We start from the raw sequence: 23076 nt of genomic DNA, 5'->3' as shown, positions 1-23076 counted from the left end.
AGCACGCAGAGCGGGCCCCGCAACGCAGGGAATTAGCGCAAGGTGAAGATTGTCCGGTGCCAGTCCTTCTCGCTAACGCCCTCCAACTCGAACATCACATGCTTGACTTGGGTGTACTCCTCAAACGAGTAGGCAGACATGTCCTTGCCGAAGCCGGATTGCTTGAAGCCTCCGTGGGGCATCTCCGAGATGATCGGGACGTGGTCGTTGACCCAGACGCAGCCGGCCTTGATCTCACGGGTAGCCCGCAATGCCCGCTGAAGGTTGTTTGTCCAGGCGGAGGCGGCGAGTCCGTAGACGGTGTCGTTGGCCAGGTGGATCGCTTGGTCGTCGGTGTCGAAGGGCAGGACCACCAGGACCGGACCGAACACTTCGTCCTTGACGATTTCCGAGTCCGGAGCCGCGTCAACCACCAGCGTGGGCCGGTAGAAGGCGCCTCTCTCCAAGCCCCCATCCGTAGGAGCGTAGCCGCCGGCCATGACCTTGCTGTAGCTCCGTGCACGATCCACCATCGCTGCCACATGGTCGCGCTGCTTGAACGAGACCAGCGGGCCAAGGTCCGCATCGTTATCCCCGGGCGCGCCCAGGATAATCCCCTCAAAGCGGGCAGCAACCTTCGCCACGAACTCCTCGTAAACGCTCCGGTGCACGATTGCCCGTGTTGCAGCGGTGCAGTCCTGGCCCGTGTTGATCAGTGATCCGGCCACTGCGCCATGTACAGCAGCGTCCAGGTTGGCGTCATCGAACACCACGAACGGTGCCTTGCCACCCAACTCAAGGTGCACGCGTTTGGCGTTGACGGCAGCAGCCTCCAGGACCGTGCGGCCCACTGCTGTGGAGCCGGTGAAGGAGACCATGTCCACGTCCGGGTGCCGCATGAGCGCTACCCCAACGGTGGCGCCGTCGCCCACAACCACGTTCACCACGCCGTCGGGCAGTCCGGCATCGCTGAGCGCTTGCGCGAACATCAGGGACGTCAGCGGGGTGATCTCGGCGGGCTTGAGAATAATGGTGTTGCCGGCCGCAATGGCTGGAAGGATCTTCCACGCTGCCATCTGCAGCGGGTAGTTCCACGGGGCGATGGACCCCACCACGCCAATGGACTCCCGACGGATGGAGGATGTGTGCTGGGGCGAATACTCGGCGGTGGCCTTGCCCTCGAGGTGTCGTGCAGCTCCTGCGAAGAAGTCGATGTTGTCGATGGTCCCGGGGACGTCGAACTCCCTGGTCAACCCCAGGGGTTTGCCCGTTTGCGAACTCTCAACCCGGGCGAATTCCTCCGCTCGATCTTCCATGATGCGGGCGAACGTATGCAGGATCCCGGCGCGTTCGCCCGGGGCAGTCCGGGACCAACCCGGGAAGGCTGAACGGGCGGCCGCCACTGCCGACTCCAGATCCTTCAGTGAAGCGAGTCCCACCGTTTCCACTACCTCGGAGGTGGCCGGGTTGATGACGTCGAGGCTGTTTCCAGAGGTGCCGGACAGCAGTTTTCCGTTGATGAATTGGTGCATGGGGGTACCGTGCTTTCCCTGCCGGGCGTCGCTGTCCGGGCAGTGCTGAATGAATGACGCCGGGTGGTGGCGTCGTGTGGGGAAGTGTGGGTGTGTTGCTGGTAAAGCAGGCAGCCGGTCCGGGGCAGCAGGCCGGTCAGGCCTGCTTGGTGCTTTCCCGTTCGGCGCTGTCCAGAATCGCAGCCAGACCGGCCTGGAAAGCCTTGAGGGAGTCCAGGTTTTGTAGTGCTTCGTGGTGTTTTTCAAGGAGCGGGTGACCGGTGATGCGTGTGAAAACCCGGGGGTTGAGCCAAGGATCGTGGCCTTCGGAGTCCGGTAGCCGCTGGATTTCAACCGCGATTCCCGCGCCGAGTGCAAGGGTGTAGCTTTCCAGGGCCGCGTAGTAGTGCACCACGCGGTCCTCTGCGAGCCCCGCGTCAGTGAGGCATTGCAGAACGAACTCGATTGCTTTCAACTCGCCCGGGCCGTACGTGTCCGTGGCGAATGACTCGCTCCCCAAGGACGGGTGCTGCATGAAAGCTTTGAGGAGTTCGTCGAGGTACGCCTCCAGCCGGGCACGCCAGTGAAGGTCCCGTGCGATGGCCAGCGTGCGCTCCACGGACATCATGAACAGCTGGTCCAGCGCTGCCCTGACAATCGCGTCCCGGTTCCGAAAATGGCGATAGACGGCGGTGGCGTCTACCTCAAGTTCCTGTCCCAGCCGGCGGACTGTAAGCCGTTCCCCGAGTTCCTGACGGGAGATCCGTAGGACGGCGTCAATGATGGTGGCGGGGTCCAGGCGCGTGCGGCGGTCCGTCGATTGTGCTGGCTGCACCATCAGTTGTCCACCTTCCATGCGATCCCCGGTTGAATATCAACCTACCTGATTCATGGCGCCCTCCTTTCAAGGTCCAGTGAAAGTCTTTGTCAGCATTGATGTCAACACTGTTGACTTTAATGTGATCTGGCTCATAGTGTGTCTCGCAGAGTTGAATTTCCCACGAAAGGACTCAGCCGTGCACGCAGAGATTTTGTTTGAGAACGGATGGGTGTACACCGGCAACGACGCCGGGCCCCTCCGCGCAAACCTCGCAATAACCGAAGGCCGGATCATCGCTGTCGGTCAGCCCGAGGACGTCAACAGAACTGTCACACCGGACACTCGCAGGGTGGACCTGCAAGGTCAGCTGGTGGTGCCCGGTTTCCAGGACGCCCACGTTCACCCCATCTTCGCCGGCATCGAACTGCTCCAGTGCGACCTCACAGAGGCCAGCAGTGCAGAAGAGGCCGTGGCACGTGTTGCCCGATATGCAGAGGAAAACCCGGACGAACCTTGGATTTTGGGTGCCGGGTGGTCCATGGACTTCTTCCCCGGCGGCACTCCCACGCGCGGACTACTGGACGAGGTGGTGCCGGACCGGCCCGTCTACCTCATCAACCGGGACCACCACGGGGCATGGGCCAACACCACAGCCTTTGCAGCCGCGGGAATCAGCGCAGAAACACCTGATCCGGAGGGCGGACGGTTGGAACGTGAAGAGGACGGGAGACCGGCCGGCACAGTTCATGAAGGTGCCATGGACCTGTTCAACGCGGCCAAACCGCCGGTGCCGTACGGGCTGGCGTACCAGGGCCTGCTCGCATCCCAGAAACTTCTCCTGGCGCAAGGCATTACGGCCTGGCAGGACGCCTGGGTTCCTATCCCGGAGGGCGAACATGCCGATCATTTGAACGTCTACATGGATGCGGCGAAGGCAGGAGACCTCAAAGTCCGGGTCACAGCATGCCAATGGTGGAACCGCACGGCCGGAATAGGCCAGCTGGAAGCAATTGTGGAACGCCGGGATAGGGTGGCCAGCAGCTTCGATCACCAGATGCTCAACGCCAACACCGTCAAAGTCATGGTGGATGGTGTGGCTGAGAACTACACCGCCGCCATGCACCACGTCTATCTCGATCACCATGGCCATCACACGGACAACCGAGGCATTGAGTTCTTCGAACCGGATGAGCTGAAGAAGTTCGTCACGGCCATTGACGCCGCAGGTATGCAACTCCACTTCCATGCACTGGGCGACCGCGCCGTGACTGACGCTCTGGACGCGCTCGAGGCAGCGCGGGACAGCAACGGGCCCAACGATCAGCGGCACCACCTTGCCCACCTTCAGGTAGTCCGCAGCGAGGATGTTCCCCGCTTTGCAGCGTTGAATGCGGCGGCCAACGTGCAGGCTCTCTGGGCCTGCCACGAAGAACAGATGGACACCCTGACCCTCCCGTTCCTTGAACCAGGTGCCGAGGACAGGCACTACCCCTTCGGTGAACTGGCCTCCGCAGGCGCACGTTTGGTGGCAGGAAGCGACTGGCCGGTCTCCACGGCGGACCCCATCGCAGCCAGCCACGTAGCAGTCAACCGAACCGCACCGGAGGAGGACCTGCCACCGCTCGGTCCTGAATCACAGAAGCTCAGCCTCAAACAGATCCTGGATGCCTACACTTACGGCTCCGCCTGGATCAACCACTTGGACGCTGAAACGGGAACGTTGGAACCGGGAAAACTCGCGGACCTCGCCGTTCTGGACCTGAACGTTTTCGACCTCCCGGCGGAGGAACTGCACCGTGCGGTGGTGACGCAGACGTGGATTGGGGGCGAGTGCGTTTACGATCGTGCGCTCACCCGTGACAACCAAGTCCAGCCCGCCAGGGTGATGCCATGAGGCCGCCAACAGAGCGCGGTGCCGGAGGCAACAAACAGCGGACGACGCCGTCGCGCATCACCGCGGTAGGCGTCGCCGCCGTCGTGGCCGGCTTGGTTCTGGGCGGCTGCGGCGTCCGGCCCGCCGGCGTGACGGACGCCGCGGACGGAGCCAAGTTCACCGTGTCCGACTCCACTCCGGCCCCTACCAAGGAGATCGATAACTTCAACTGGGCCATGTACGCGGAGCCGTTCTCGCTGGACTATGCGTACGCCTTCGACTACCCGGACAACACTGTCCTGTCCAATGTGTGTGAGTCGTTGTTCCGTTGGAATGCGGACCTGTCCACGTCGCCGGGCCTGGCCACAAGGGTGGAGAATCCGGATCCGTTGACGTGGGTTTACACCATCCGGCAGGGAGTGAAATTCCACGACGGCAGCGAGATGACGGCGGACGATGTTGTGGCTTCCCTGAGCCGCCATGTGGACCCGGAAGTGGGTTCCTTCTGGGCCTCCGCGTACCAGAACGTGGACTCAATCGAGAAGACCGGCGACTTCGAGGTCACCGTGACCACCACCCGGCCGGACTACGTGTTCAACAGCTCCCTGGTGGGAGCCACAGGCGTGGTGGAGTCCGCCAAGACCCTGCAAGCGGCGGGCAAGGACTACGGCAACTCCAGCACCGGCGTGAACTGCACCGGCCCCTTCATGTTCGAGCAATGGGAAGCCGGGGAAAGCATCACCCTCAAACGGTTCGACGATTACTGGGATCCGGAGCTCAAAGCCAAGTCAGGCCAGGTCACTTTCAAGATGCTCCCCGATGCCACGTCCCGGATCAACGCGTTCCAGACCGGCGAAATTGACGGTGGCTTCGCGATCCCGTCAAACGCCATGGACATCCTGAAGGCCAACAAAGACGCCGGGTCCTTGTACTTCGGCGAGGATACGTCGGTGCAAAGCATGGTCTTCACCAACCTCGCCGGCACGTTCAAGGACGTCCGGGTCCGCAAAGCGCTGATGATGGCCATCAACCGTGAAGCCTTGATCAAAGCGGCCGAACAGGGCTATGCGAAGAAGACGGATGCGCTGACCACCAAGAGTGTGTGGAAGGACGTTCCTACCCAGACTGCGGAAGAGGCTTTCGACGGCTTGTTGTCCACGCCCTATGACCTGGAAGAAGCCAAGAAACTCATCCAGGAAGCAGGGGCCGAGGGCAGCAAGTTCGTCTTCGCCACGGCCTCACTGAACGCAGCTTTCGACATCACGGCACGGGCCATCGCATCCGCGGCCAAGGAGATTGGCCTGGACCCCGAAATCCAGACCATGTCCAACGACAAATACACCACGCTCTTCTCCGATCCTGAGGCCCGCAAGAACGTGGACCTTCTGGTGACTTCCTGGTACCTCTCCAGCACCGAGCCCTTGGAGATGTACAGCGTGCTGCGCACCGGCGATTTCAGCAACTATGGCGGCTGGAGCAACCCGGAATTCGATGACTTGGTCAACACCGCGTACACCGTGCAGGACCCCGACGCCCGGGGCAAGCTCACGGGCCAGGCCGCCAAGCTGGCCGCCGATGACGTGGTGTGGGGGCCTCTCTATGAGACTGTCACGTCCATGTGGCAGGGCAAACGCATCACCGGGGCGGACCCCTCCATCAACTACATGTACTTCCCGTGGGCAGCCCAGATAGGAGGTCGCTGACATGACCGCTACAGATCACGTACAGGCGCCAGCCCCGGCGCCGGGTGCCCCCTCCCGCAGGCGCGAAAAAGGCCAGGCAGCCCGCCCCGCAATGTACATCGCCAAGAAGGTTCTGGCCTTGGTAGTCACCCTCTTTGTTGCCTCACTGGCCGTGTTCTTCTCCCGCTTCCTTGTTCCCGGCGATCCCGCACGGTTCCTGCTGAGGGGACGCAGCCCCAAACCCGAGGCACTGGAAGAGATCACCCGGCAGTTCGGCCTGGATAAACCGGCCTGGGAACAGTACCTGAATTGGCTCGGCGGCATTCTCCAAGGGGATTGGGGCCGCTCGCTGACCTACCGCCAGGACGTCTCCGACGTCTTGCTCGGACGGCTGCCCACCACCCTGCAACTCGTAGCACTTGCCGCAGTCTTCATCACCGTCCTGGGATTGTTCGCCGGCATTGTGGCCAGCCTGAACAAAGGCTTCGGCGATCGCTTCATCCTCATTACCCTCACCGCCGCGGGTGCCGTTCCGCCGTTTGTGGCAGCCATCGCCTTGGTAGCGCTCTTCTCCGTGGGCTTGGGCTGGTTCCCCTCCTTTGGAAGCGGCGACGGCGGATGGGACCGGATCTGGCATCTCACCCTCCCGGCACTCGCCTTGGGCATCACCTACATCGCCATGGTGGCCAGGGTGACCCGTTCCTCCATGAACGAGCAACTGCTCCGCGAACACGTTGAGGTGGCCACCAGCCGCGGCCTCACCCGCGGATCCGTGGTGGCACGCCACGTCCTGCGCAATGCCATGGGACCCATCCTCACCGTGAGCGGCGTGCTCGTGGCCGGACTTCTGGTCTCCAGCGCCATCATCGAGCGGACCTTCGGCCTCTCCGGCATCGGTCAACTCCTGGTGCAGTCCATCGACAGGCTCGACTTCGGTGTTGTCCAAGCGATCGTCATGGTGGTGGTTGCAGCCTTCGTCCTGGTCAACACCGTGGTGGACCTCGTCCAACCCCTCATTGATCCGCGGATCGCGGCCGGAACGGAGTCCCGATGACGTTAGCCATCCAGCTGCCACAGGCGGGGCTTCGCCGTTACGGCAGCCTCCTGTCACCCATGGCGTGGGGCGCGCTCGCCGTTGCCGCCGTCGTCGTACTTCTCTCTCTTTTCGCCCCGGTCCTGGCGCCGTACGACCCCGACTATGTGGACCTCAACAACGTCCTTGCCGGTCCCGGCGGACAGCACCTGCTGGGCACCGACGCTCTAGGCCGTGATCTCCTGAGCCGGCTCATGCACGGTGGACGGACCTCGCTGCTGGGGCCCACCATCGTGGTGATCGGATCAACGGTGCTGGGCCTGCTTCTTGGCCTGGTAGCCGGCTGGTCCGAGGGATGGCTGGGCAAGGTTTTGGGCCGCCTTTTCGATCTCCTCTTCGCTTTTCCCGCGCTGCTCATGGCCATGCTTGCCATCGCTTTGTTCGGTAAGGGGCTCTTCGCGCCCATCCTGGCCATGACCATCGCCTACGTTCCGTACGTTGCCAGGCTGGCGCAGTCTTTGGTGGTGGCTGAGCGGAGCAGGCCGTACGTCCAGGCGTACCGGGTGCTCGGTTTCCGGACGCCCTGGGTGGTGCTGGGACGGGTTCTACCCAACCTGATCCCCACTGTTGGCGCCCAGTCAACACTGAACTTCGGCTATGTGTTGGCCGACCTCGCTGCGCTCTCCTTCATCGGGCTCGGCGTGCAGCCGCCCACCAGCGACTGGGGCGCCATGATCGAGGAATCCCGTGGCGCCCTGCTGGGCGGTTACATCCTCCCTGCCTTCTGGCCCGCGTTGGTAGTGGTCCTGGTGGTGGTGGCCGTGAATGTCATCGGCGAGGAACTCTCAGACCGCATCGGAGGAAAACTTTCATGAGCCAGCTCTTGCAGATCGAAAACTTTACGCTCGGCTTTCCGGGCAGGCCGCCGCTGCTGGACAGCGTCTCCCTGCACGTGAACGACGGCGAAGCTGTCGCCTTGGTGGGGGAGTCCGGCTCAGGTAAGTCGCTGACCACCCGGGCCGCGCTGGGGTTGTTTCCCGGCGGCTCGGAGTCCTCCGGCCTTGTGTCAGTTCAGGGCCTGGACACCCTCACAGCCAGCAAACAACGCCTCATGGAGCTGCGCCGGAGACACGCTTCCATGATCTTCCAGGACCCCAGGGCGGGCATCAATCCCGTCCGGACCGTGGGGGACTTCCTCACTGAAACCCTGCTTCGGTTTGATGGTTTGTCCCGGTCCGAGGCCACTGAACGGGCTGTGAAGCAGTTGGAACAGGTGGGGCTCCGGCGCGCCAAAGAACTCATGGATCAGCATCCGCACCAGCTCTCGGGCGGCATGCTCCAGCGCGTCATGATTGCAGCGGCACTCCTGAACTCACCGGATCTGTTGCTGTGCGACGAGCCCACCACCGCCCTGGATGTCACAACTCAAGCGGGGATCGTGAACATTTTGCGTGAAGAGCAACAGGCGCGGGGGATGGGCATGCTCTTCATCACGCACGACCTCAACCTTGCCGCCAGTTTGTGTGAGCGGGTCTACGTGCTCCGCCGTGGTGAGGTGGTGGAACACGGGCCCACCCGGACTGTGTTCTTGACTCCTGAGCAGGACTACACACGGCAGCTGGTGGAGGCGACTCCCGTCATCGAGTCAGGCGCTGCTTCAGCTTCTCCGGCCGCTCCCGGGCCGGATTCGGCAGTGGCCCCTTTGCTGAAGGTCTCGGGGCTCTCAAAAACGTACCAACTTCCCCGCGGCGAAATCATTACCGCCTTGGACGCCGCAGATTTCAGCCTGCCGGAGGGCGGATCCTTGGGCATCGTGGGGGAGTCCGGCTCCGGAAAGTCCACTCTCGCCCGGCTTGTGGTGGCTCTGGAAACTGCCACATCCGGTGAACTCACCCTGCGGGACGTCCCCCGTCCGCGCCGCCCCCTAAACGCCTCCGAACGGAAAACCCTGGCTAAGGACGTCCAAATTGTATTCCAGGACCCCTACCTGTCTTTGGACCCGCGCATCCCTGTAGGGAACGCAGTGGCCGACGTCTTCCGCCTGCATCAGAAACAGGGGCGCAAGGAAGCCAAGGACAGTGCCCGCAACCTTCTGGGCCGGGTGGGCATCGGAGCGGAACGAATCGATGCTCTGCCTCGCGCACTCTCGGGTGGACAACGGCAACGCGTTGCCTTGGCAAAAGCGCTGGCTGCCCGCCCCCGCCTTCTGGTTCTGGACGAGGCCACCAGCGCCTTGGACGTCTCGGTTCAGGCCCAGGTGCTGGAGCTTGTTGAGGAACTGCGGGACCAGCTTGGACTGACCATCCTGTTCGTCACCCATGACCTGGCTGTGGTCTCGCGCTTGTGCTCGGAGGTACTGGTGATGCATCAGGGACGGATTGTGGAGCAAGGGCCTACCGCCCGAATCCTTGAGGACCCCGGGGACGACTACACGAGGAACCTCATCGCCTCGCGTCCCCGGCCCTTGTGGGACGCCGAACCGGTCACTGCCTGAGCAGTACCGGTCACTAACACCAGTCCCGGCGCCGCATGAGTGCGCCCAGAAGCAGGAGAATTTCCCGTGAATACCACCGTTTTCGAACGGAACGCCCCTCAGACCGCCGTCGTGGCACGTGCCTTGGAAGGTGCGGCCCACCGGCCGTTCTGGATCGATCACCTCAAGGACTCAGCCACACGCTACCCGCAACTCGACGGTGATGCTGCCGCGGACCTCGTGATCGTGGGCGGCGGCTACACCGGACTGTGGACAGCCCTGCGCGCAAAGGAACGCGACCCCGGCAGGACGGTGATCCTGCTTGAAGGGGAGCGGGTGGCCTGGGCAGCTTCGGGCCGCAACGGCGGCTTCTGCGAGGCGAGCCTCACCCACGGCCACGAGAATGGTAAGAACCGTTGGCCGGACGAGCTGGAAACCCTGGACAGGCTGGGCATGGAAAACCTTGACCGCATGCAGGAAGCCGTGGAGAAGTACGGCATGGACTGCGAGTGGGAACGCACAGGTGAGCTCAACGTTGCCGTGGAACCCCACCAAGTGGTTTGGCTCCAGGAGGACTACACCACCGGCAGCGTTTTCCTGGACCAGGACGCCGTGAGGGCAGAGGTCAACTCGCCCACCTACCTGGCGGGCCGTTGGCACAAAGACTCTGTGGCCATGGTCCATCCGTACAAACTGGGCCTGGAGTTGGCGCGGGTGGCTACAGAGCTCGGCGTGGTGATCTACGAGGACACACGCGTGCGGGAGTTGAACGACCATGAGCACGGCGTCACGGTTGTCACGGAGCGCGGCAACGTTGAAGCGGGACACGTGGTTCTGGGCACCAACGTGTTTCCGTCACTTCTGAAGCGCAACCAGCTCATGACAGTGCCGGTGTACGACTACGCGCTCATGACCGAGCCACTCACCGCGGAGCAGTTGGACTCCATCGGCTGGGGCAAACGGCAGGGCATTGGGGACGTAGCCAACCAATTCCACTATTACCGCATCACCAAGGACCACAGGATCCTGTTCGGCGGCTACGACGCCCTCTACTTCTGGGGTCGGCGCGTGGACCAAAAGCACGAACACCAGCCGGCGACGTGGGAGAAGATCGCCTCGCACTTCTTCACCACGTTCCCGCAACTCGAGGGGCTGAAGTTCACCCACAAGTGGGCCGGACCCATCGATTCGAGCACCCAGTTCTGCGCGTTCTTCGGCACGGCACGGAAGGGACGGGTGGCGTACGCGGCTGGTTTCACTGGACTCGGGGTTGGTGCCACGGCATTCGCCGCCGACGTCCTCCTGGACCTGTTGGCCGGCCTGGACACCGAGCGCAGCCGGTTGGAGATGGTCAGGAAACGCCCGTTGCCCTTCCCTCCTGAGCCCTTGGCTTCCCTGGGAATCAACCTGACGCGCTGGTCCATGGACAGGGCAGACCACAACCAGGGGAAACGGAACCTCATCCTCAAAGCCCTCGACGCCCTGGGCCTGGGCTTCGACTCCTAACCCATCCCAACTGAGGTCCCACCCAACTGAGTCGCAGTACAGCGCGTTTTGGGCGCTCAAAACGCGCTCTGCTGCTACTCAGTTGGGTGGGGCGTTAGCGCTTTGGGGCCGGCCTGCGTTGGGTGGAAGCGCTCGACGTCGGACGCTTGGCTGGCGCCGCTGGCGCACGGGGTGCGGGGCGCTTCGCGGGACTTGACTTGGCCAGCGCTGTCCGAGGAAGCGAAGTAGCAGGACGCTTGGCAGGAGCAGCTGGACGGGAAACGGGTTTGCGCGTCGCGGAGGTGCGCTTTGCCGCCGTCGAGGGCCTCTTCGGAGGAATAACAGCCCGTGAACCGAACGACGGCACCACCGCTCCGAGGAACAGCACCGCCAACGTCCCGACTCCTGCCGCGGCTGCCAAGTAGAAGTAGATGTCCGAGTCCTGGGTGCTTGCAGCACTGCCGAGAGCAACGGCGTCCTGGTTGAAGGCGATTCCCCACACTCGCAGGAACGCGATGCTGCAACCAATGAACAGGCTGGTGCCCGCCGCGCCAAGCAGAACCACCAAGTAGCGTCGGCGGTTGAACACTTGGACAAGGGACGCGAGATAGCAGACCAGCACGGAGCCCAGGAACAGACACAACACCAGTTCCTCGAGCACCACAGCGGCCAGGACCAGCAGCCCGAGCGAGACGAACGCAGCCACCACCGCAAGCTTCCCGCTGTTCCCCATGTGACGCATGAGGTTAATCATCGCCGACCAAGGGGCCGCGCCACGCCGTCGGACATTGCAGTTGAATACCGTTGTGGGGCCTGCTCTGCGCCCTGCAAGCCAAGCCAGGGAGGCGGTGGGATGCAGAGCGGGCCTCACAACGGGAGCGAGGCAGAGCTACTTGATGACGTACCCATGCATGATGGTCATCACGGCTGCGACGCTTTGCTCGCGCGTGCGTTCAGGGTTGTACGTCTGCCGGTCCAGGCCCACCACGAAGATGGCCCCGAAAATCGCGGCCTCCAAAGAGCCTCGGGCGATGCTTTCATCAACCTTGTATCCTTCCGCGACGCTCTCTACGGCGGAGCCGATCACGGCCAGGAGCTCAGCCCGAAGTTCGGCAAACACGGCACTCCACTCGCCGGGAGTGCGCCAGTTTTCGCTGACCCACAGGCGGGCGAAGGAGGGGTAATCGTCCATGAACTCCATGGCCTGCCCCACCATGTTGTTCATGGACTCCAGGGGATCGTTGCTCTGACCACGGACGTCTTGCAGCCGGACCAGCATGATGTCCACACCATGCCGCAGCAACTGTGCGATCAGATCGGATTTACTGCCGAAGTTGTAATATACAGTCCCCTTGGACACCCCGGCGGCGGCCGCGATCTCATCCACGGTCACCCCCGCAGCGCCGCGCTCGCCGATCAGCTCCATGGAGGCCTCGAACAGGCGCTGCTTGGTGGCGTTGGTGCGGCCGGGGCGGAGCTTCTTCTCGCCTGCCCCGGAATCTGACTGGGAAGGGACCGGCTCGGTGGTGCTCATACTGCGATCTCCGGCTTCAGCGTCTTGAGGGTCCACATTTTGTGCTTGCGGACGGCGAGCGTTGACAGTGCCGCTCCCAGCAAAGTGTATCCAAGCAGGCCCAGCACGGTGGGCCAGATCATGCTGAGCTCACCGCCGTAGATCAGGTGCCTCATGCCAGTGACTACGTATCCCATGGGCAGGACCTCGTGCACAACATGGAGCGGCATGGGCGTGGTCTGCCACGGGAATGTTCCACCGGAGGAAACGAGCTGCAGGACCAGCAGGATCAGCACCACGAACTTTCCGGGCGTTCCCATGAGCGCCACGATCCCTTGGATGATCGCGCTGAACGCCATGACGGCGGCCAGCATGAACAGCCACATCCCGATGGGGTGCGCGGGGTTCAGGCCAAGACCGAGGTCCACCACCAAGGTGAGGATGGTGGCCTGCAGCACCGAGACCACGAAGAACGGCAACCAACCTCCGACGGCGATTTTCCAGGCGGGGGCGTTCGACGCGAGGGCCCGTTGGGTGATGGGTCGCATGGCTTGGACCAGCATGAACACGCCGATCCACAGTGCGAGCGTCAGGAAGAAGGGCGCCAGACCGGCACCGTAGGAACCTGCCTTGGCCTGGGACACGTTGTCCACAGCCACTGGATCCGCGATCACCTTGGACACACTGTTCTTCTGATCATCGTTGGGGTTGGGGATGTCGCCCGCGCCCTTGGCGAGCTCAGTGGCCAAGGTGTGTGAACCTTCGGATGCAGTCACTGCGCCGCTGGCGAGCTGGCCCGCACCGTCATCGAGTTGGCGGGCACCGTCGTCGAGCTTGGCGGCGCCGTCCAAAGCGGTCTGCTGGCCGGCGGCCAACGTTGACGCGCCCGTGCTCAGCTGCCCGGCCCCGTCTGCTGCCTGCGAGATCGCGTCCGTCAGGGCCGGTGTGGCGGCGGCCAGCTTGGATGCCCCGGCGCTCACAGCGGCTGAACCGTCCGAGAGCTGCTGGATCTTGGCAGCGTCGCCGGAGATTTTTGCCTTGGCATCGGCGACGGGGCTGGACGCTGCGGCGGAGTCAAAGTCTGCCAGGACCTTGTCCGCCTGCTCCTGCGTCAGCACACCAGCCGTGACCAGCCGCGCGTTCGATTCCACCACGCGGTTGCGGAGGTTCTTGTCTGCGGCCTCGAGCTGCCCAACGACGTCTTGGACTTTCGTGTTCAGCTCGGCGTTTCCGGCGGCTACTTGAGCTGCTCCGTCGGCGAGTTTCTGCGAATCCGTCGGCAGGGTTGCCGTTTTGTTCTTGAGTTCGGTCAGGCCCGAGCTCAGCTGGCCCGCGCCGGCGTTCAGCTGCACAGCACCATCACGCAATTGGGTTTGCCCGGCCACGAGTTGATCCGCGCCAGTGACCAGCTGGGTGGTGCCGCTGTGCAGCGTCGCGGCGCCGTCACTGAGTTTCCCCACGCCCGTGGCCAGCTCCGAGGCGCCGTCAGCGGCCTTGACGATGGACGCATGGATAGTGCCGAAGCCGGTGAGGAGCTGGTTGGCCGTTTCCTCGCCTACTTCCTTGGCCACCGTTGAATGCACGGCTGTTGTGAGCTTGTCCACGATGGTGCTCAGGAGGTAATTGTTGGCATCGTTGGTGGTGACGTGCAGCATGGCCTGGTTGGCGGCGTCGAAGCTGCCGGGGGAGACCAGATTTGAAGAGAAATCTTTGGGGATGCGCAGGGCGAAGGCATATTCACCCGTGCGAACACCAGCATCTGCATCCTCAGCACTGGACACCTGCTTCCAGTTGAAGACGTGGCCCTCAACCAGGCTGTCTGCCACCTTCTTGCCCGCTTGCAGTTGTGTGCCGTCCGACGACGTGGCACCCGTATCCTCAACCACCAAGGCGGCGTCGATCTGGTTCAGGTTTCCGTACGGATCCCAGTTCGCGTAAAGGTACACCGCCCCATAGAGCAACGGCACCATGGTGAGGGCGAGGATGGTCAGCTTGGGCAGGAGCCCGCCGGTCATGCGCTTGAGTTCGGAGCGGGCCAGCCGCAGAACAGTCACTTTGCAGTCCTTTGAAGGTTTTCGGATTCAGGTTTGGCAGCTGCTGAGGTGGCTGCAGGTGTTTCAGACGCCGGTTGGGCCGCGTGCTTGGCTTTGGGCTCGACGACTGTTTTGGTCTCGACGACGGTGGTCGGCTTGGGCTGGGCGGGGGCAGCTTCGGCGTCCGGTTCAGGGGGGTGCATGACGGAGTTGCCGATCGCCGCGGCGGCGCCCGTCCAGTTGTCCGGGAGGGCACTTACGACCGCGACGACGGCAAGCGGGCGCCCGGCGTCGGACGCCAATGCCTGAAGCCGGGGCAACCAGGCCGAGGGATCGGCGCTGTGGCGGTCCGGGGAGTCCACCACGAGGAGGTCTGTGGCTGGATCTGCCAAAGCGAGTGCGGTGAGGAGTTCCAAGCGGCGTGCGGCGGGAATTTGTTCTATCCAGAGACCAGCAATGTCTTCAAAGCTGTTGACCTTCAGCCACGGTTTGCTCAGCAGCGCGCCGCGGTAACGGCGCGGGATGAGGGAGAGGTCCTCGGTGACGAGGTCGCGGACGCTGAGGTGTTGCTCGGGTTCGTTGACGCCGGGAGAGTCCACCAGCGCGCTGGCAAGGCGGATCTTCTTGGTCTTGGTGGTGGTGTCCCAGCTGAGGACGCCGTTGCTTGGCTTCATGCGCCCGCTCAAAGCCAACGCCAAAGCTGTCCGCTGGTCCTGGCCCTCTCCAGCGACGAGCAGGAGTTCGCCGCGGCGGACTTGAAGTGACGTTGCCGGAAGGAGATCGCCCCGGCGGCCGTTGATCTGAAGTTGCTGTACGGACAGCACAATGAGGCCTTTCGCAGAAATGGTGTCTGCTGAAAGTCTAACTAAACTGACCAGTCAGTTCAAATAGAACTTTAGAGTCCGTACTTCTCCAGGAGCCGCAGCCACACTTCGCTGATGGTGGGGTAGGACGGAACTGCATGCCACAAGCGGTCCAGGGGCACCTCGCCCACGATCGCGATCGTTGCGGAATGGAGGAGTTCTGCAACGCCAGGGCCCACGAACGTGGCGCCCAGAATGACTTTCCGATCCTCATCCACCACCATCTGCGCCCAGCCCTTGTAGTCGGGGGAGTGCAGTTGGGAGCCGGAGACGTTGATGGGGAGTTCCACGCCGGTGACGTTCTTGCCCTGCAGCAGCGCCTGCTCCAGGCTCGGGCCAACTGAGGCAACCTCGGGATCGGTGAACACGACGCTCGGGACGGCATGGTCATTGGCTGTGTGGGCATAGGGGCTCCACGGTTGGGGCGCACCTTGGAGCTTGCCGTTGGCCCTTGCCACGATTGAATCGCCGGTAGCACGGGCCTCGTATTTTCCCTGGTGGGTCAACAGCACCTGGCCGGCTGCGTCTCCGGCGGCGTAGAGCCACAGTCCGCTGGTGCCATCGCTCGCTGGACCTTCAACGAGTCCGCTGGCATCGGTGGTGAGGCGCAGAGGTTTGCCGTCCTCCGCTTCGACGCCCACATTTTCCAAGCCCAGATTGGCCAGGGCGGGGTGCCGTCCGGAAGCGACCAGGAGTTTATCGGCCGTGAGTGACTTGCCGTCGAACGTGACTGTCACTGACCCGTCGTCGTTCTTCTCCGTTTTCTGCATATCGGTGTGGACGTGGACAGTGACGCCGTCGGCGCGAAGCCCGGCCAACACCAGATCAGCCGCTTCCTCCGGGTAGCTGCTCAGCAGGCGGCCGCGGGCGATCAGCGTGACGTCCGAGCCGAGGCGGGCGAACGCCTGCGCCATCTCCACCCCTGCTACGCCTCCACCGAGAACCACAAAACGCTTCGGGACTTCCTTGGCTGCCGTGGCGCCGCGGGTCGTCCAGAAAGGTACGTCGCTGAGGCCGTCAATATCCGGAATGGTGGGGGTTGAACCTGTCGCGATCACCACGGCGTGGTGGGCTTTGAGCGAGTAGTTGTTGCCATCGAGCCCATCCACCTGGACTTCGCGCGGGCCAGTGATTCGGCCACGGCCACGGATCAACTCAATGCCTGCGCTGTCCAGCCACTCAACCTGGCTGCCGTCCTGCCAATTATTGGTGAACCAGTCACGGTGCTTCAGCGCAGCCTCGGCGTCCACGGTTCCAGTAATGGCCTCCTTGGCTCCGGGTATCACTTGGGCGGCGTGGAGCACGCTTCCTGGACGGAGGAGCGCCTTCGAAGGGATGCACGCCCAGTAAGAGCACTCGCCGCCCACCAGCTCGCTTTCGATGATCACCGCAGTCAGGCCGCCTCGAACCACCCGGTCCGCTACGTTTTCTCCAACGGCGCCCGCGCCGATCACGATTACATCGAATTCCCGGGAGCTCTCGGCAGTCATGGGGAAAGCCTACAACCGCTCCCTGAGCGTTGTGAGGCCTGCTTTGCAGGGCTGGTGTGGGTTTTGGGGCGCAGAGCGGGCCCCGCAACACGTGGCGTGTCCGAATAATGGGATGCGTATCTCAAAGTGTGGAACTTCTACTTAGGCTCCAAAGCTATGGGAGAAGAACTAAAGCCTTTTGTCGACTGGAGCTGGTGCGCGGATAACCCCGGGAAATTCGTTCTTGCAGATTCCCGTTGGTATCTCGATGGCTCTTCCGGGAGGGACGCGTATCAGCGCGGCCACGTTCCCGGCGCCGTTTTCGTCGACCTGGACGAGTGGTTGTCCGGTCCTGCATCCCCGGAAGCGGGGAGGAACCCGTTGCCCGATCCCGAGGTTTTTGCCCAAGGGATGCGGGAAGCGGGGATCAGCGACTCGGACACCGTGATCGCCTATGACGATGCCGGAGGAGTCATCGCGGCCCGGCTGGTTTGGATGCTCCGATCGACGGGGCATCATGCGGCGATCCTGGACGGCGGTATCGGCAGCTATCCCGGTGATCGCACCACGGAGACGCCGCTGCGACAGACCGGGAGCTTCACTGCTCAGGCCTGGCCTTCGCACCTGCTGGCAGACATTTCGGAAGCTTCCTCTGGCGCGTTCATAACAGTGGATGCGAGGAATCGTGACCGGTTCGAAGGCAGGCAAGACCCCATCGATCCCCGTTCAGGCCACATACCCGGTGCCGTGAACGTCCCGTGCCGAGGAAACCTCGACTATTCGGGACAGCTGCTGCCAGAGGTGCATATCCGCGCGAACTTCGAACGTGCCGGCGTCGTGACTGCGAACAGCGCGATCTCCTACTGCGGCTCCGGGGTGACCGCCTGCCACAACTTGCTGACGATGGAGCAACTTGGAATGGGCCAGGGCAAGCTGTTCGTCGGCGGATGGTCCCAGTATGGCCATGCGACGGAGAGGCCCGTACTGTAAGGGCGGTCACAACGGAACGTCAAGTGAGATTGGACGCCTTGGGGTTTGGTCCTGCGCTGGATTTATACCGGTCGCGGCCGGTCCGGCGAGAAATCTCAACGTTTTCGCGCCTACATGGCTATGACGGAGGTGGGACATCCGATATTGTATGTTGCGAGTCCCCTGATCGGGGCCGGGCACTAAGCTCGCCTCAATGTTAATACCGCACCTGTTTCCGCTGCTGGCCTCCGCCGGCTGAGGGAGAGGTGCATCGGCAAGGAGAAAGCCATGACAACTTCCGGTGTGGTTCCGCAGGCGCGGTTCAGCGCGCAGGCCCGGCTGCGTGCCTTGCAGTCGGACATTATGGAATTGATCCTTGAGCGCGAGCTCGAGGCCGGCGATCCGTTGCCCACCGAGAGCGAGCTGTCCGGCGCCCTTGGCGTGGGGCGCAATACGCTCCGTGAATCCCTCAAAGTTCTCCAGGCCCTGGGCGTCATTGAGATCCGGCATGGCTTCGGCATGTTCGTGGCGCCTAGCAACTTCGATGCCCTGGCTGATGGACTCACATTCCGTGGACGACTCTCACTGCGGCACCAGGGTCTTGAGGCCTTGCAGCTGGTGGACGTACGCCAAGCGCTCGAATCCGGGCTGATTGGCTCCTCCATGGATGTCATGACCAAGGATCAGCTCGCCTCCATTGAAGAAGCCGTGAAGCAGATGGAGGAGCTGGCTGCAGCTGGCGAAAACTTCGTCGCAGCCGACGCCGAGTTTCACCGCCGGCTCTTCGAACCGCTCAACAATGAACTCCTGATCAACCTCATGGGGGTTTTCTGGAAGGTGTACCGGAAAATCCATGTGGAGATCGGTCCGGGCAACGAGGACCTGGCAAAAACCGCCGCTATGCACCGCAGCATCTACGCCGCTGTCGCCGCCGGGGACAAAGTTCTCGCCTCTGAACTGCTCAACCGCCACTTTGACGGCATCCGGCGTCGTATTACCGAGGCTGTGGGGGAGTAAGCGCTCCGCACTTAACGCAAAGGGCCGCCATCGTACTTCTCTCGAAGTACGACGACGGCCCTTCCGGTTTCTGCGCGCGGGTCACCTGCCGCTGTGCTCGCCCAAGTAGGTCGCAGTTGATGCCGTTTTGAGGGCTCAAAAAGGCCTGTGCTGCTACTTACATGGGCTCAGTCGGGCATAAAAAAGACCCGCACCGGCGAACCGGTGCGGGTCTTCATTTGTGCGCCCAAAGGGATTCGAACCCCTGACCTTCTGTTCCGTAGACAGACGCTCTATCCAGCTGAGCTATGGGCGCATTTCGTGTGATTCTCGGCGGCCTGTTTCTCTGACCCCCTCGAACCTCAATAAACTTTACAGAAGTTCATGTGAAGTTCCAAATCGAAAAGCTGTAATCTAGGCAACTAGACCGGTCTACGTGACCTTCGTCACTTAAATTTGGCTTCTCAGGTCCTCGAACCCTTATTTCTAGCGGATTTTCCCTCCACCCACTTTGGATGTCCGATGTCTGACAGCGGATTGGTCTGGTCCGCGGCCCCTATCGTTTAGGACACACCACTGAACCCGAGGAAGGGAACCGCAATGGGCGATCTGGCGCGACTGCCGCTGCTTGAGAAGGCACCTACTACGCATGCACGCCTTCTGGCTTGGGTGGAGGAAGTTGCCGAGCTGACTCAGCCGGACCGCATCCACTGGGTTGATGGCAGCGAAGCAGAAAACAAGAAGCTCACCGACGAACTGGTCGAGGCTGGCACGCTGAAGCGGCTGAACCCGGAAACGTTCCCGAATTCCTTCGCGGCGTTCTCTGACCCTGCCGACGTTGCCCGTGTGGAAGAGCAGACCTTCATCTGCTCCGAGAACGAGCGCGATGCAGGCTTCACCAACAACTGGATGGCTCCGGACGAAATGAAGCAGAAGCTGCGCGGACTGTTCGCCGGCTCCATGCGCGGCCGCACCATGTACGTCATTCCGTTCGTCATGGGACACCTGGATGCCGAGGACCCGAAGTTTGGCGTCGAGATCACCGACTCCGCCTACGTTGTTGCCTCCATGCGCATCATGGCGCGCATTGGTACGGACGTCCTCGACCGCATCACGCAGACCGATGCCTTCTTTGTTCCGGCACTCCACTCGCTGGGCGCACCGCTGGAAGCCGGCCAGGCCGACGTCGCTTGGCCCTGCAACACTGACAAGTGGATTGTGCACTTCCCCGAAGAGCGCTCCATCTGGTCCTTCGGTTCGGGCTACGGCGGCAACGCCCTCCTGGGCAAGAAGTGCTACGCGCTGCGCATCGCCTCGGTCATGGCACGCGACGAAGGCTGGCTGGCCGAGCACATGCTCATCCTCAAGCTGACCTCCCCCGAGCAGAAGACCTACTACGTCTCTGCTGCCTTCCCGTCCGCTTGTGGCAAGACCAACCTCGCGTTGCTCGACCCCACTATCAAGGGCTGGAAAGTTGAGACCCTGGGCGACGACATCACGTGGATGCGCTTCGGCAAGGAAGGCGAGCTCCGCGCCGTCAACCCCGAGGCCGGCCTGTTCGGCGTCGCACCGGGCACCGGTTGGGGCACCAACCCCAACGCCATGCGTGCCATTGCCAAGGGCAACAGCATCTTCACCAACGTGGCACTGACCGACGACGGTGGCGTCTGGTGGGAGGGCATGACCGAGGAAACTCCGGCGCACCTGACCGACTGGCGTGGCGAGTCCTGGACCCCGGACTCCGACGCCCCGGCAGCGCACCCGAACTCCCGCTTCTGCACGCCGATCGACCAGATCGACATGCTGGCCGAAGAGTACTTCAGCCCCGAAGGCGTGGAACTGTCCGCGATCCTGTTCGGCGGCCGCCGCAAGACCACCATCCCGTTGGTCACCGAGGCCCGCGACTGGTCAAACGGCATCTTCATGGGTTCAACCCTGTCCTCCGAAACCACGGCTGCTGCCGCCGGTGCCGTTGGCGTTGTCCGCCGCGACCCCATGGCCATGCTGCCGTTCATCGGCTACGACGCAGGCGACTACCTGAACCACTGGGTGAACCTGTCCGCCAAGGCCAACCCGGAGCGTCTGCCCAAGATCTTCCTGGTCAACTGGTTCCGTCGTACGGCTGAGGGCGGCTTCGCCTGGCCTGGCTTCGGGGACAACGCCCGTGTGCTCAAGTGGGCCATCGAGCGCCTCGAAGGCAAGGCCGACGCCGTGGAAACTCCGATCGGTTTCGTACCGACCGGTGAATCCATGGATCTCGAAGGCCTGGACATGACTCCGGCTGAGGTTGAATCGGCTGTTCGGGTCGACCCTGAGGAGTGGGCAACCGAGCTGGCGTCCATCGAGGAATGGTTCGCCAACTTCGGCGAGTCCCTCCCGGTGGCACTCCAGTCTGAACTGGACGGTCTCAAGACCCGTCTGGGCTAGACCTCTTAGGAACAACGGCGTTCTTAAGTGAACGACGACGGCCCGTCACCTTTCGTATGAAAGGTGGCGGGCCGCCGTCGTGCTGTGACTCAAGTCGTGCCGTGACTCAAGTCGTGCCGTGACTCAAGTCGCGCCGGGACTTAGCTGGCGAGCCAAACGTCTGGGCCGAACACTTCGTAATGAATGCGGGTGGCCGGGATCCCTGCGTCGATGGCTTCGTCGCGGATCTTCTTCATGAAGGGGAGGGGCCCGCAAAGGTAAAGCGAGGCGTCTGCGGGCATGTCCACTTCGCGCAGCGACATGAATCCTTGGCTGGCCGAGGCATGCGGTGTTTCGAGCCAGAGCTTCAGGTCGGCGTCAATTTTCGCGGCGTCCGCCGTCATCTGTCCGCTGAGTGCCCAGTTCTCCATGGTTTTCTCAGCATGAAGCACCATCACCTGCCGGCCCGTACCTGTTTGCGCGAGCGCCCGCAGGATGGACGCCGTGGGAGTGCAGCCAATACCCGCCGATGCCAGGATGACCGGGCCGTCTCCTTCTTTGAGGGTAATTTCGCCGTACGGGTTTGAGATCTCAAGGAGGTCGCCAGGTTCGACGCCGGTGTGCAGGGCTGTGGATACCTCACCGCCGTCGTTCAGCTTGGTAGTGAAGACCCTGCTGGTGCCTGCGTCACCGGACAGCGAATACTGGCGAACCTGGCGGAGTCCATCGGGGAGCTGGACCTTGACGCTGACGTACTGGCCTGGCTTTGCTGCCGTCACCGGGGTGTCGTCGGCCGGCTCCAGGGTGAAGGTCGTGGCGTCCGTGCCCGCCGGATCCTTGGCTGTGACCCGCCACGGCATCCACATCTTGCTGTTCGACTGTGAAGCGTAGAGGTCCTTCTCGAGCTTGATCAGGGCATCGGCCATGAGCCAGTAGACCTCTGTCCATGCTTCGGCGATTTCCGGCGTGATGACCTCGGCCAAGTCAGCTGCGATGGCTGCGAAGAGGTGCTCGTAGACCACTCCGTACTGATCCTCGGTGATTCCGAGGGAAGCATGTTTATGTGCAATGCGGGACAGTACCTTTTCCGGGAGGGTGCCTGGATTGCTGATCAAGTGGGTAGCGAAGGCCGCAATGCTCCCGGCCAAGGCCCGCTGCTGGTCGCCGGAGCGCTGGTTGGAACGGCTGAACAACCCGTCGAGCAACTCAGGGTGTGCTGTAAAAAGTCGGTTGTAGAAGTCGACGGTGATCGTGCTGATCCGGGTACCAACCAGGGGCAAAGTGGCTTCGATGATAGGGCGGGACTTTTCCGAGAGCATGGTTCTCCTGGTGTAGGGGCCGACTGCCCGGCCGAATATATAGGCATTGGAATGCATATATTTATATCCCAAGTTCTACACCGCGTAGAAGAGTTGTGCAAACTGGATGGGTTCCGCTTGGCATGCCCAATCGAGGGAGCTATCGGAAAGGGTTTTGCCTGCCCTGGAACAGCTACGACTGGGTCGCAGGGGTCCTGAACTCAGGCCGCAGCCCGATGGATTGGAACACCGGGTTCATCTGGCGTGCATGGGGGAGGGAAGCGATCACCACGGTATCGAGCTCGGTGTAGAACGCTTCCCTGGCCCGGTTCATCGCGTGGCGCAGGCCGCACTCATTGATGAGCGGGCAGTTCTTTGTGGGGGATTGGCACTCCGCTGGATCCTGGCGGCTGTCCAGATGCCGGAGGACTTCTCCAACGGTGGCCCTCCGACCGGATTCATTGAGCCGGGAACCGCCGAGCCGTCCCCGTTCAACGTCGATGTAGCCCAGCGCCCGCAAGCGGACCATTGCCTTGCTGACATGGTTGTACGGTGTCCCCACGGCATCGGCCACCGCTTGGGTGGTAAGCAGTGTGCCCTCGGGAGCAGCGGCCAACACCATGATGGCGCGGAGGCTGACATCTGCGAAGGCATTGATTTTCATAGGATCAGC

The 23076-nt window shown here is 62.7% G+C and carries 18 protein-coding genes and 1 tRNA gene; 9 read left to right on the top strand and 10 right to left on the bottom strand.

Features of this window, described 5'->3' with window-relative positions; all coding sequences use genetic code 11:
* Positions 1-32 precede the first annotated feature (32 nt).
* The gene (locus J7I86_RS02650) at positions 33-1511 is read right to left on the bottom strand and encodes a gamma-aminobutyraldehyde dehydrogenase (protein ID WP_214815265.1); all 1479 of its coding nucleotides are present in this window, start codon (positions 1509-1511) and stop codon (positions 33-35) included.
* A gap of 136 nt (positions 1512-1647) precedes the next feature.
* Positions 1648-2328, bottom strand: a complete 681-nt coding sequence (locus J7I86_RS02645) for a TetR/AcrR family transcriptional regulator (RefSeq protein WP_286179233.1) — start codon at positions 2326-2328, stop codon at positions 1648-1650.
* Positions 2329-2506: 178 nt separating this feature from the next.
* Here J7I86_RS02645 and J7I86_RS02640 point away from each other — a divergent pair, with 178 nt between their 5' ends.
* From J7I86_RS02640 to J7I86_RS02615, 6 genes are all read left to right on the top strand, one after another.
* Positions 2507-4204: an amidohydrolase gene (locus J7I86_RS02640; RefSeq protein WP_214815261.1), complete on the top strand. Its 1698-nt coding sequence runs from the start codon at positions 2507-2509 to the stop codon at positions 4202-4204.
* A complete protein-coding gene (locus J7I86_RS02635) occupies positions 4201-5886 on the top strand; it encodes an ABC transporter substrate-binding protein (RefSeq protein WP_214815259.1) in 1686 nt (561 codons plus the stop codon). Before J7I86_RS02640 ends, J7I86_RS02635 begins: the two co-directional genes overlap by 4 nt.
* 1 nt (position 5887) lies before the next feature.
* Entirely contained in the window at positions 5888-6919 is a 1032-nt protein-coding gene (locus tag J7I86_RS02630; RefSeq protein ID WP_214815257.1) for an ABC transporter permease, read from the top strand.
* Complete coding sequence (locus J7I86_RS02625) at positions 6916-7773, top strand: ABC transporter permease (protein WP_159735475.1); 858 nt, start codon at positions 6916-6918, stop codon at positions 7771-7773. Before J7I86_RS02630 ends, J7I86_RS02625 begins: the two co-directional genes overlap by 4 nt.
* Positions 7770-9392 carry an ABC transporter ATP-binding protein gene (locus J7I86_RS02620; RefSeq protein WP_214815255.1) on the top strand — a complete coding sequence of 541 codons (1623 nt, stop codon included), beginning with the start codon at positions 7770-7772 and terminating at the stop codon, positions 9390-9392. The genes J7I86_RS02625 and J7I86_RS02620 overlap by 4 nt, the downstream gene beginning before the upstream one ends.
* Positions 9393-9458: 66 nt before the next feature.
* Positions 9459-10877, top strand: a complete 1419-nt coding sequence (locus J7I86_RS02615) for an FAD-binding oxidoreductase (protein WP_214815253.1) — start codon at positions 9459-9461, stop codon at positions 10875-10877.
* Between the two features lie 94 nt (positions 10878-10971).
* On the opposite strand, the gene J7I86_RS02610 is transcribed toward J7I86_RS02615, so the two are convergent.
* The 5 genes from J7I86_RS02610 to J7I86_RS02590 form a co-directional block, all read right to left on the bottom strand.
* Complete coding sequence (locus J7I86_RS02610) at positions 10972-11589, bottom strand: hypothetical protein (RefSeq protein ID WP_286179232.1); 618 nt, start codon at positions 11587-11589, stop codon at positions 10972-10974.
* A 156-nt stretch (positions 11590-11745) separates the two neighbouring features.
* Positions 11746-12390: a TetR/AcrR family transcriptional regulator gene (locus J7I86_RS02605; protein ID WP_214815249.1), complete on the bottom strand. Its 645-nt coding sequence runs from the start codon at positions 12388-12390 to the stop codon at positions 11746-11748.
* Positions 12387-14423, bottom strand: a complete 2037-nt coding sequence (locus J7I86_RS02600; RefSeq protein WP_214815247.1) for a YhgE/Pip domain-containing protein — start codon at positions 14421-14423, stop codon at positions 12387-12389. The genes J7I86_RS02605 and J7I86_RS02600 overlap by 4 nt, the downstream gene beginning before the upstream one ends.
* Positions 14420-15226, bottom strand: a complete 807-nt coding sequence (locus tag J7I86_RS02595; RefSeq protein WP_214815245.1) for an ABC transporter ATP-binding protein — start codon at positions 15224-15226, stop codon at positions 14420-14422. The genes J7I86_RS02600 and J7I86_RS02595 overlap by 4 nt, the downstream gene beginning before the upstream one ends.
* Before the next feature lie 71 nt (positions 15227-15297).
* The gene (locus J7I86_RS02590) at positions 15298-16755 is read right to left on the bottom strand and encodes an NAD(P)/FAD-dependent oxidoreductase (protein ID WP_214815243.1); all 1458 of its coding nucleotides are present in this window, start codon (positions 16753-16755) and stop codon (positions 15298-15300) included.
* Between the two features lie 156 nt (positions 16756-16911).
* Here J7I86_RS02590 and J7I86_RS02585 point away from each other — a divergent pair, with 156 nt between their 5' ends.
* Positions 16912-17724: a sulfurtransferase gene (locus tag J7I86_RS02585; protein ID WP_214815242.1), complete on the top strand. Its 813-nt coding sequence runs from the start codon at positions 16912-16914 to the stop codon at positions 17722-17724.
* Positions 17725-17991: 267 nt separating this feature from the next.
* Entirely contained in the window at positions 17992-18720 is a 729-nt protein-coding gene (locus J7I86_RS02580) for a FadR/GntR family transcriptional regulator (protein WP_214815239.1), read from the top strand.
* A gap of 221 nt (positions 18721-18941) precedes the next feature.
* Here the strand turns inward: J7I86_RS02580 and J7I86_RS02575 are convergent.
* Positions 18942-19015 (bottom strand) — tRNA-Arg (locus tag J7I86_RS02575).
* 284 nt (positions 19016-19299) lie between these two features.
* On the opposite strand from J7I86_RS02575, the gene J7I86_RS02570 reads away from it, so the two are divergent.
* The gene (locus J7I86_RS02570) at positions 19300-21126 is read left to right on the top strand and encodes a phosphoenolpyruvate carboxykinase (GTP) (RefSeq protein WP_214815237.1); all 1827 of its coding nucleotides are present in this window, start codon (positions 19300-19302) and stop codon (positions 21124-21126) included.
* Positions 21127-21266: 140 nt separating this feature from the next.
* On the opposite strand, the gene J7I86_RS02565 is transcribed toward J7I86_RS02570, so the two are convergent.
* Together J7I86_RS02565 and J7I86_RS02560 are read right to left on the bottom strand one after the other, a co-directional pair.
* Positions 21267-22424, bottom strand: a complete 1158-nt coding sequence (locus tag J7I86_RS02565) for a globin domain-containing protein (RefSeq protein ID WP_214815235.1) — start codon at positions 22422-22424, stop codon at positions 21267-21269.
* A 172-nt stretch (positions 22425-22596) separates the two neighbouring features.
* Complete coding sequence (locus J7I86_RS02560; RefSeq protein ID WP_214815233.1) at positions 22597-23067, bottom strand: Rrf2 family transcriptional regulator; 471 nt, start codon at positions 23065-23067, stop codon at positions 22597-22599.
* Positions 23068-23076 lie beyond the last annotated feature (9 nt).

It is taken from the genome of Arthrobacter sp. ISL-95, from assembly GCF_018613695.1.
Classification (GTDB): Bacteria; Actinomycetota; Actinomycetes; order Actinomycetales; family Micrococcaceae; genus Arthrobacter.
This window is presented reverse-complemented; position numbering and strand designations above follow the sequence as displayed.

Excerpts from the sequence above, each read along its gene's own strand:
- J7I86_RS02630 (WP_214815257.1), top strand. The coding sequence starts at position 5,888 with ATGACCGCTACAGATCACGTACAGGCGCCAGCCCCGGCGCCGGGTGCC.
- J7I86_RS02625 (WP_159735475.1), top strand. The coding sequence starts at position 6,916 with ATGACGTTAGCCATCCAGCTGCCACAGGCGGGGCTTCGCCGTTACGGC.
- J7I86_RS02560 (WP_214815233.1), bottom strand. The coding sequence starts at position 23,067 with ATGAAAATCAATGCCTTCGCAGATGTCAGCCTCCGCGCCATCATGGTG.
- J7I86_RS02635 (WP_214815259.1), top strand. The coding sequence starts at position 4,201 with ATGAGGCCGCCAACAGAGCGCGGTGCCGGAGGCAACAAACAGCGGACG.
- J7I86_RS02650 (WP_214815265.1), bottom strand. The coding sequence starts at position 1,511 with ATGCACCAATTCATCAACGGAAAACTGCTGTCCGGCACCTCTGGAAAC.
- J7I86_RS02585 (WP_214815242.1), top strand. The coding sequence starts at position 16,912 with ATGGGAGAAGAACTAAAGCCTTTTGTCGACTGGAGCTGGTGCGCGGAT.
- J7I86_RS02620 (WP_214815255.1), top strand. The coding sequence starts at position 7,770 with ATGAGCCAGCTCTTGCAGATCGAAAACTTTACGCTCGGCTTTCCGGGC.
- J7I86_RS02580 (WP_214815239.1), top strand. The coding sequence starts at position 17,992 with ATGACAACTTCCGGTGTGGTTCCGCAGGCGCGGTTCAGCGCGCAGGCC.
- J7I86_RS02605 (WP_214815249.1), bottom strand. The coding sequence starts at position 12,390 with ATGAGCACCACCGAGCCGGTCCCTTCCCAGTCAGATTCCGGGGCAGGC.
- J7I86_RS02565 (WP_214815235.1), bottom strand. The coding sequence starts at position 22,424 with ATGCTCTCGGAAAAGTCCCGCCCTATCATCGAAGCCACTTTGCCCCTG.
- J7I86_RS02610 (WP_286179232.1), bottom strand. The coding sequence starts at position 11,589 with ATGGGGAACAGCGGGAAGCTTGCGGTGGTGGCTGCGTTCGTCTCGCTC.
- J7I86_RS02590 (WP_214815243.1), bottom strand. The coding sequence starts at position 16,755 with ATGACTGCCGAGAGCTCCCGGGAATTCGATGTAATCGTGATCGGCGCG.
- J7I86_RS02570 (WP_214815237.1), top strand. The coding sequence starts at position 19,300 with ATGGGCGATCTGGCGCGACTGCCGCTGCTTGAGAAGGCACCTACTACG.
- J7I86_RS02645 (WP_286179233.1), bottom strand. The coding sequence starts at position 2,328 with ATGGTGCAGCCAGCACAATCGACGGACCGCCGCACGCGCCTGGACCCC.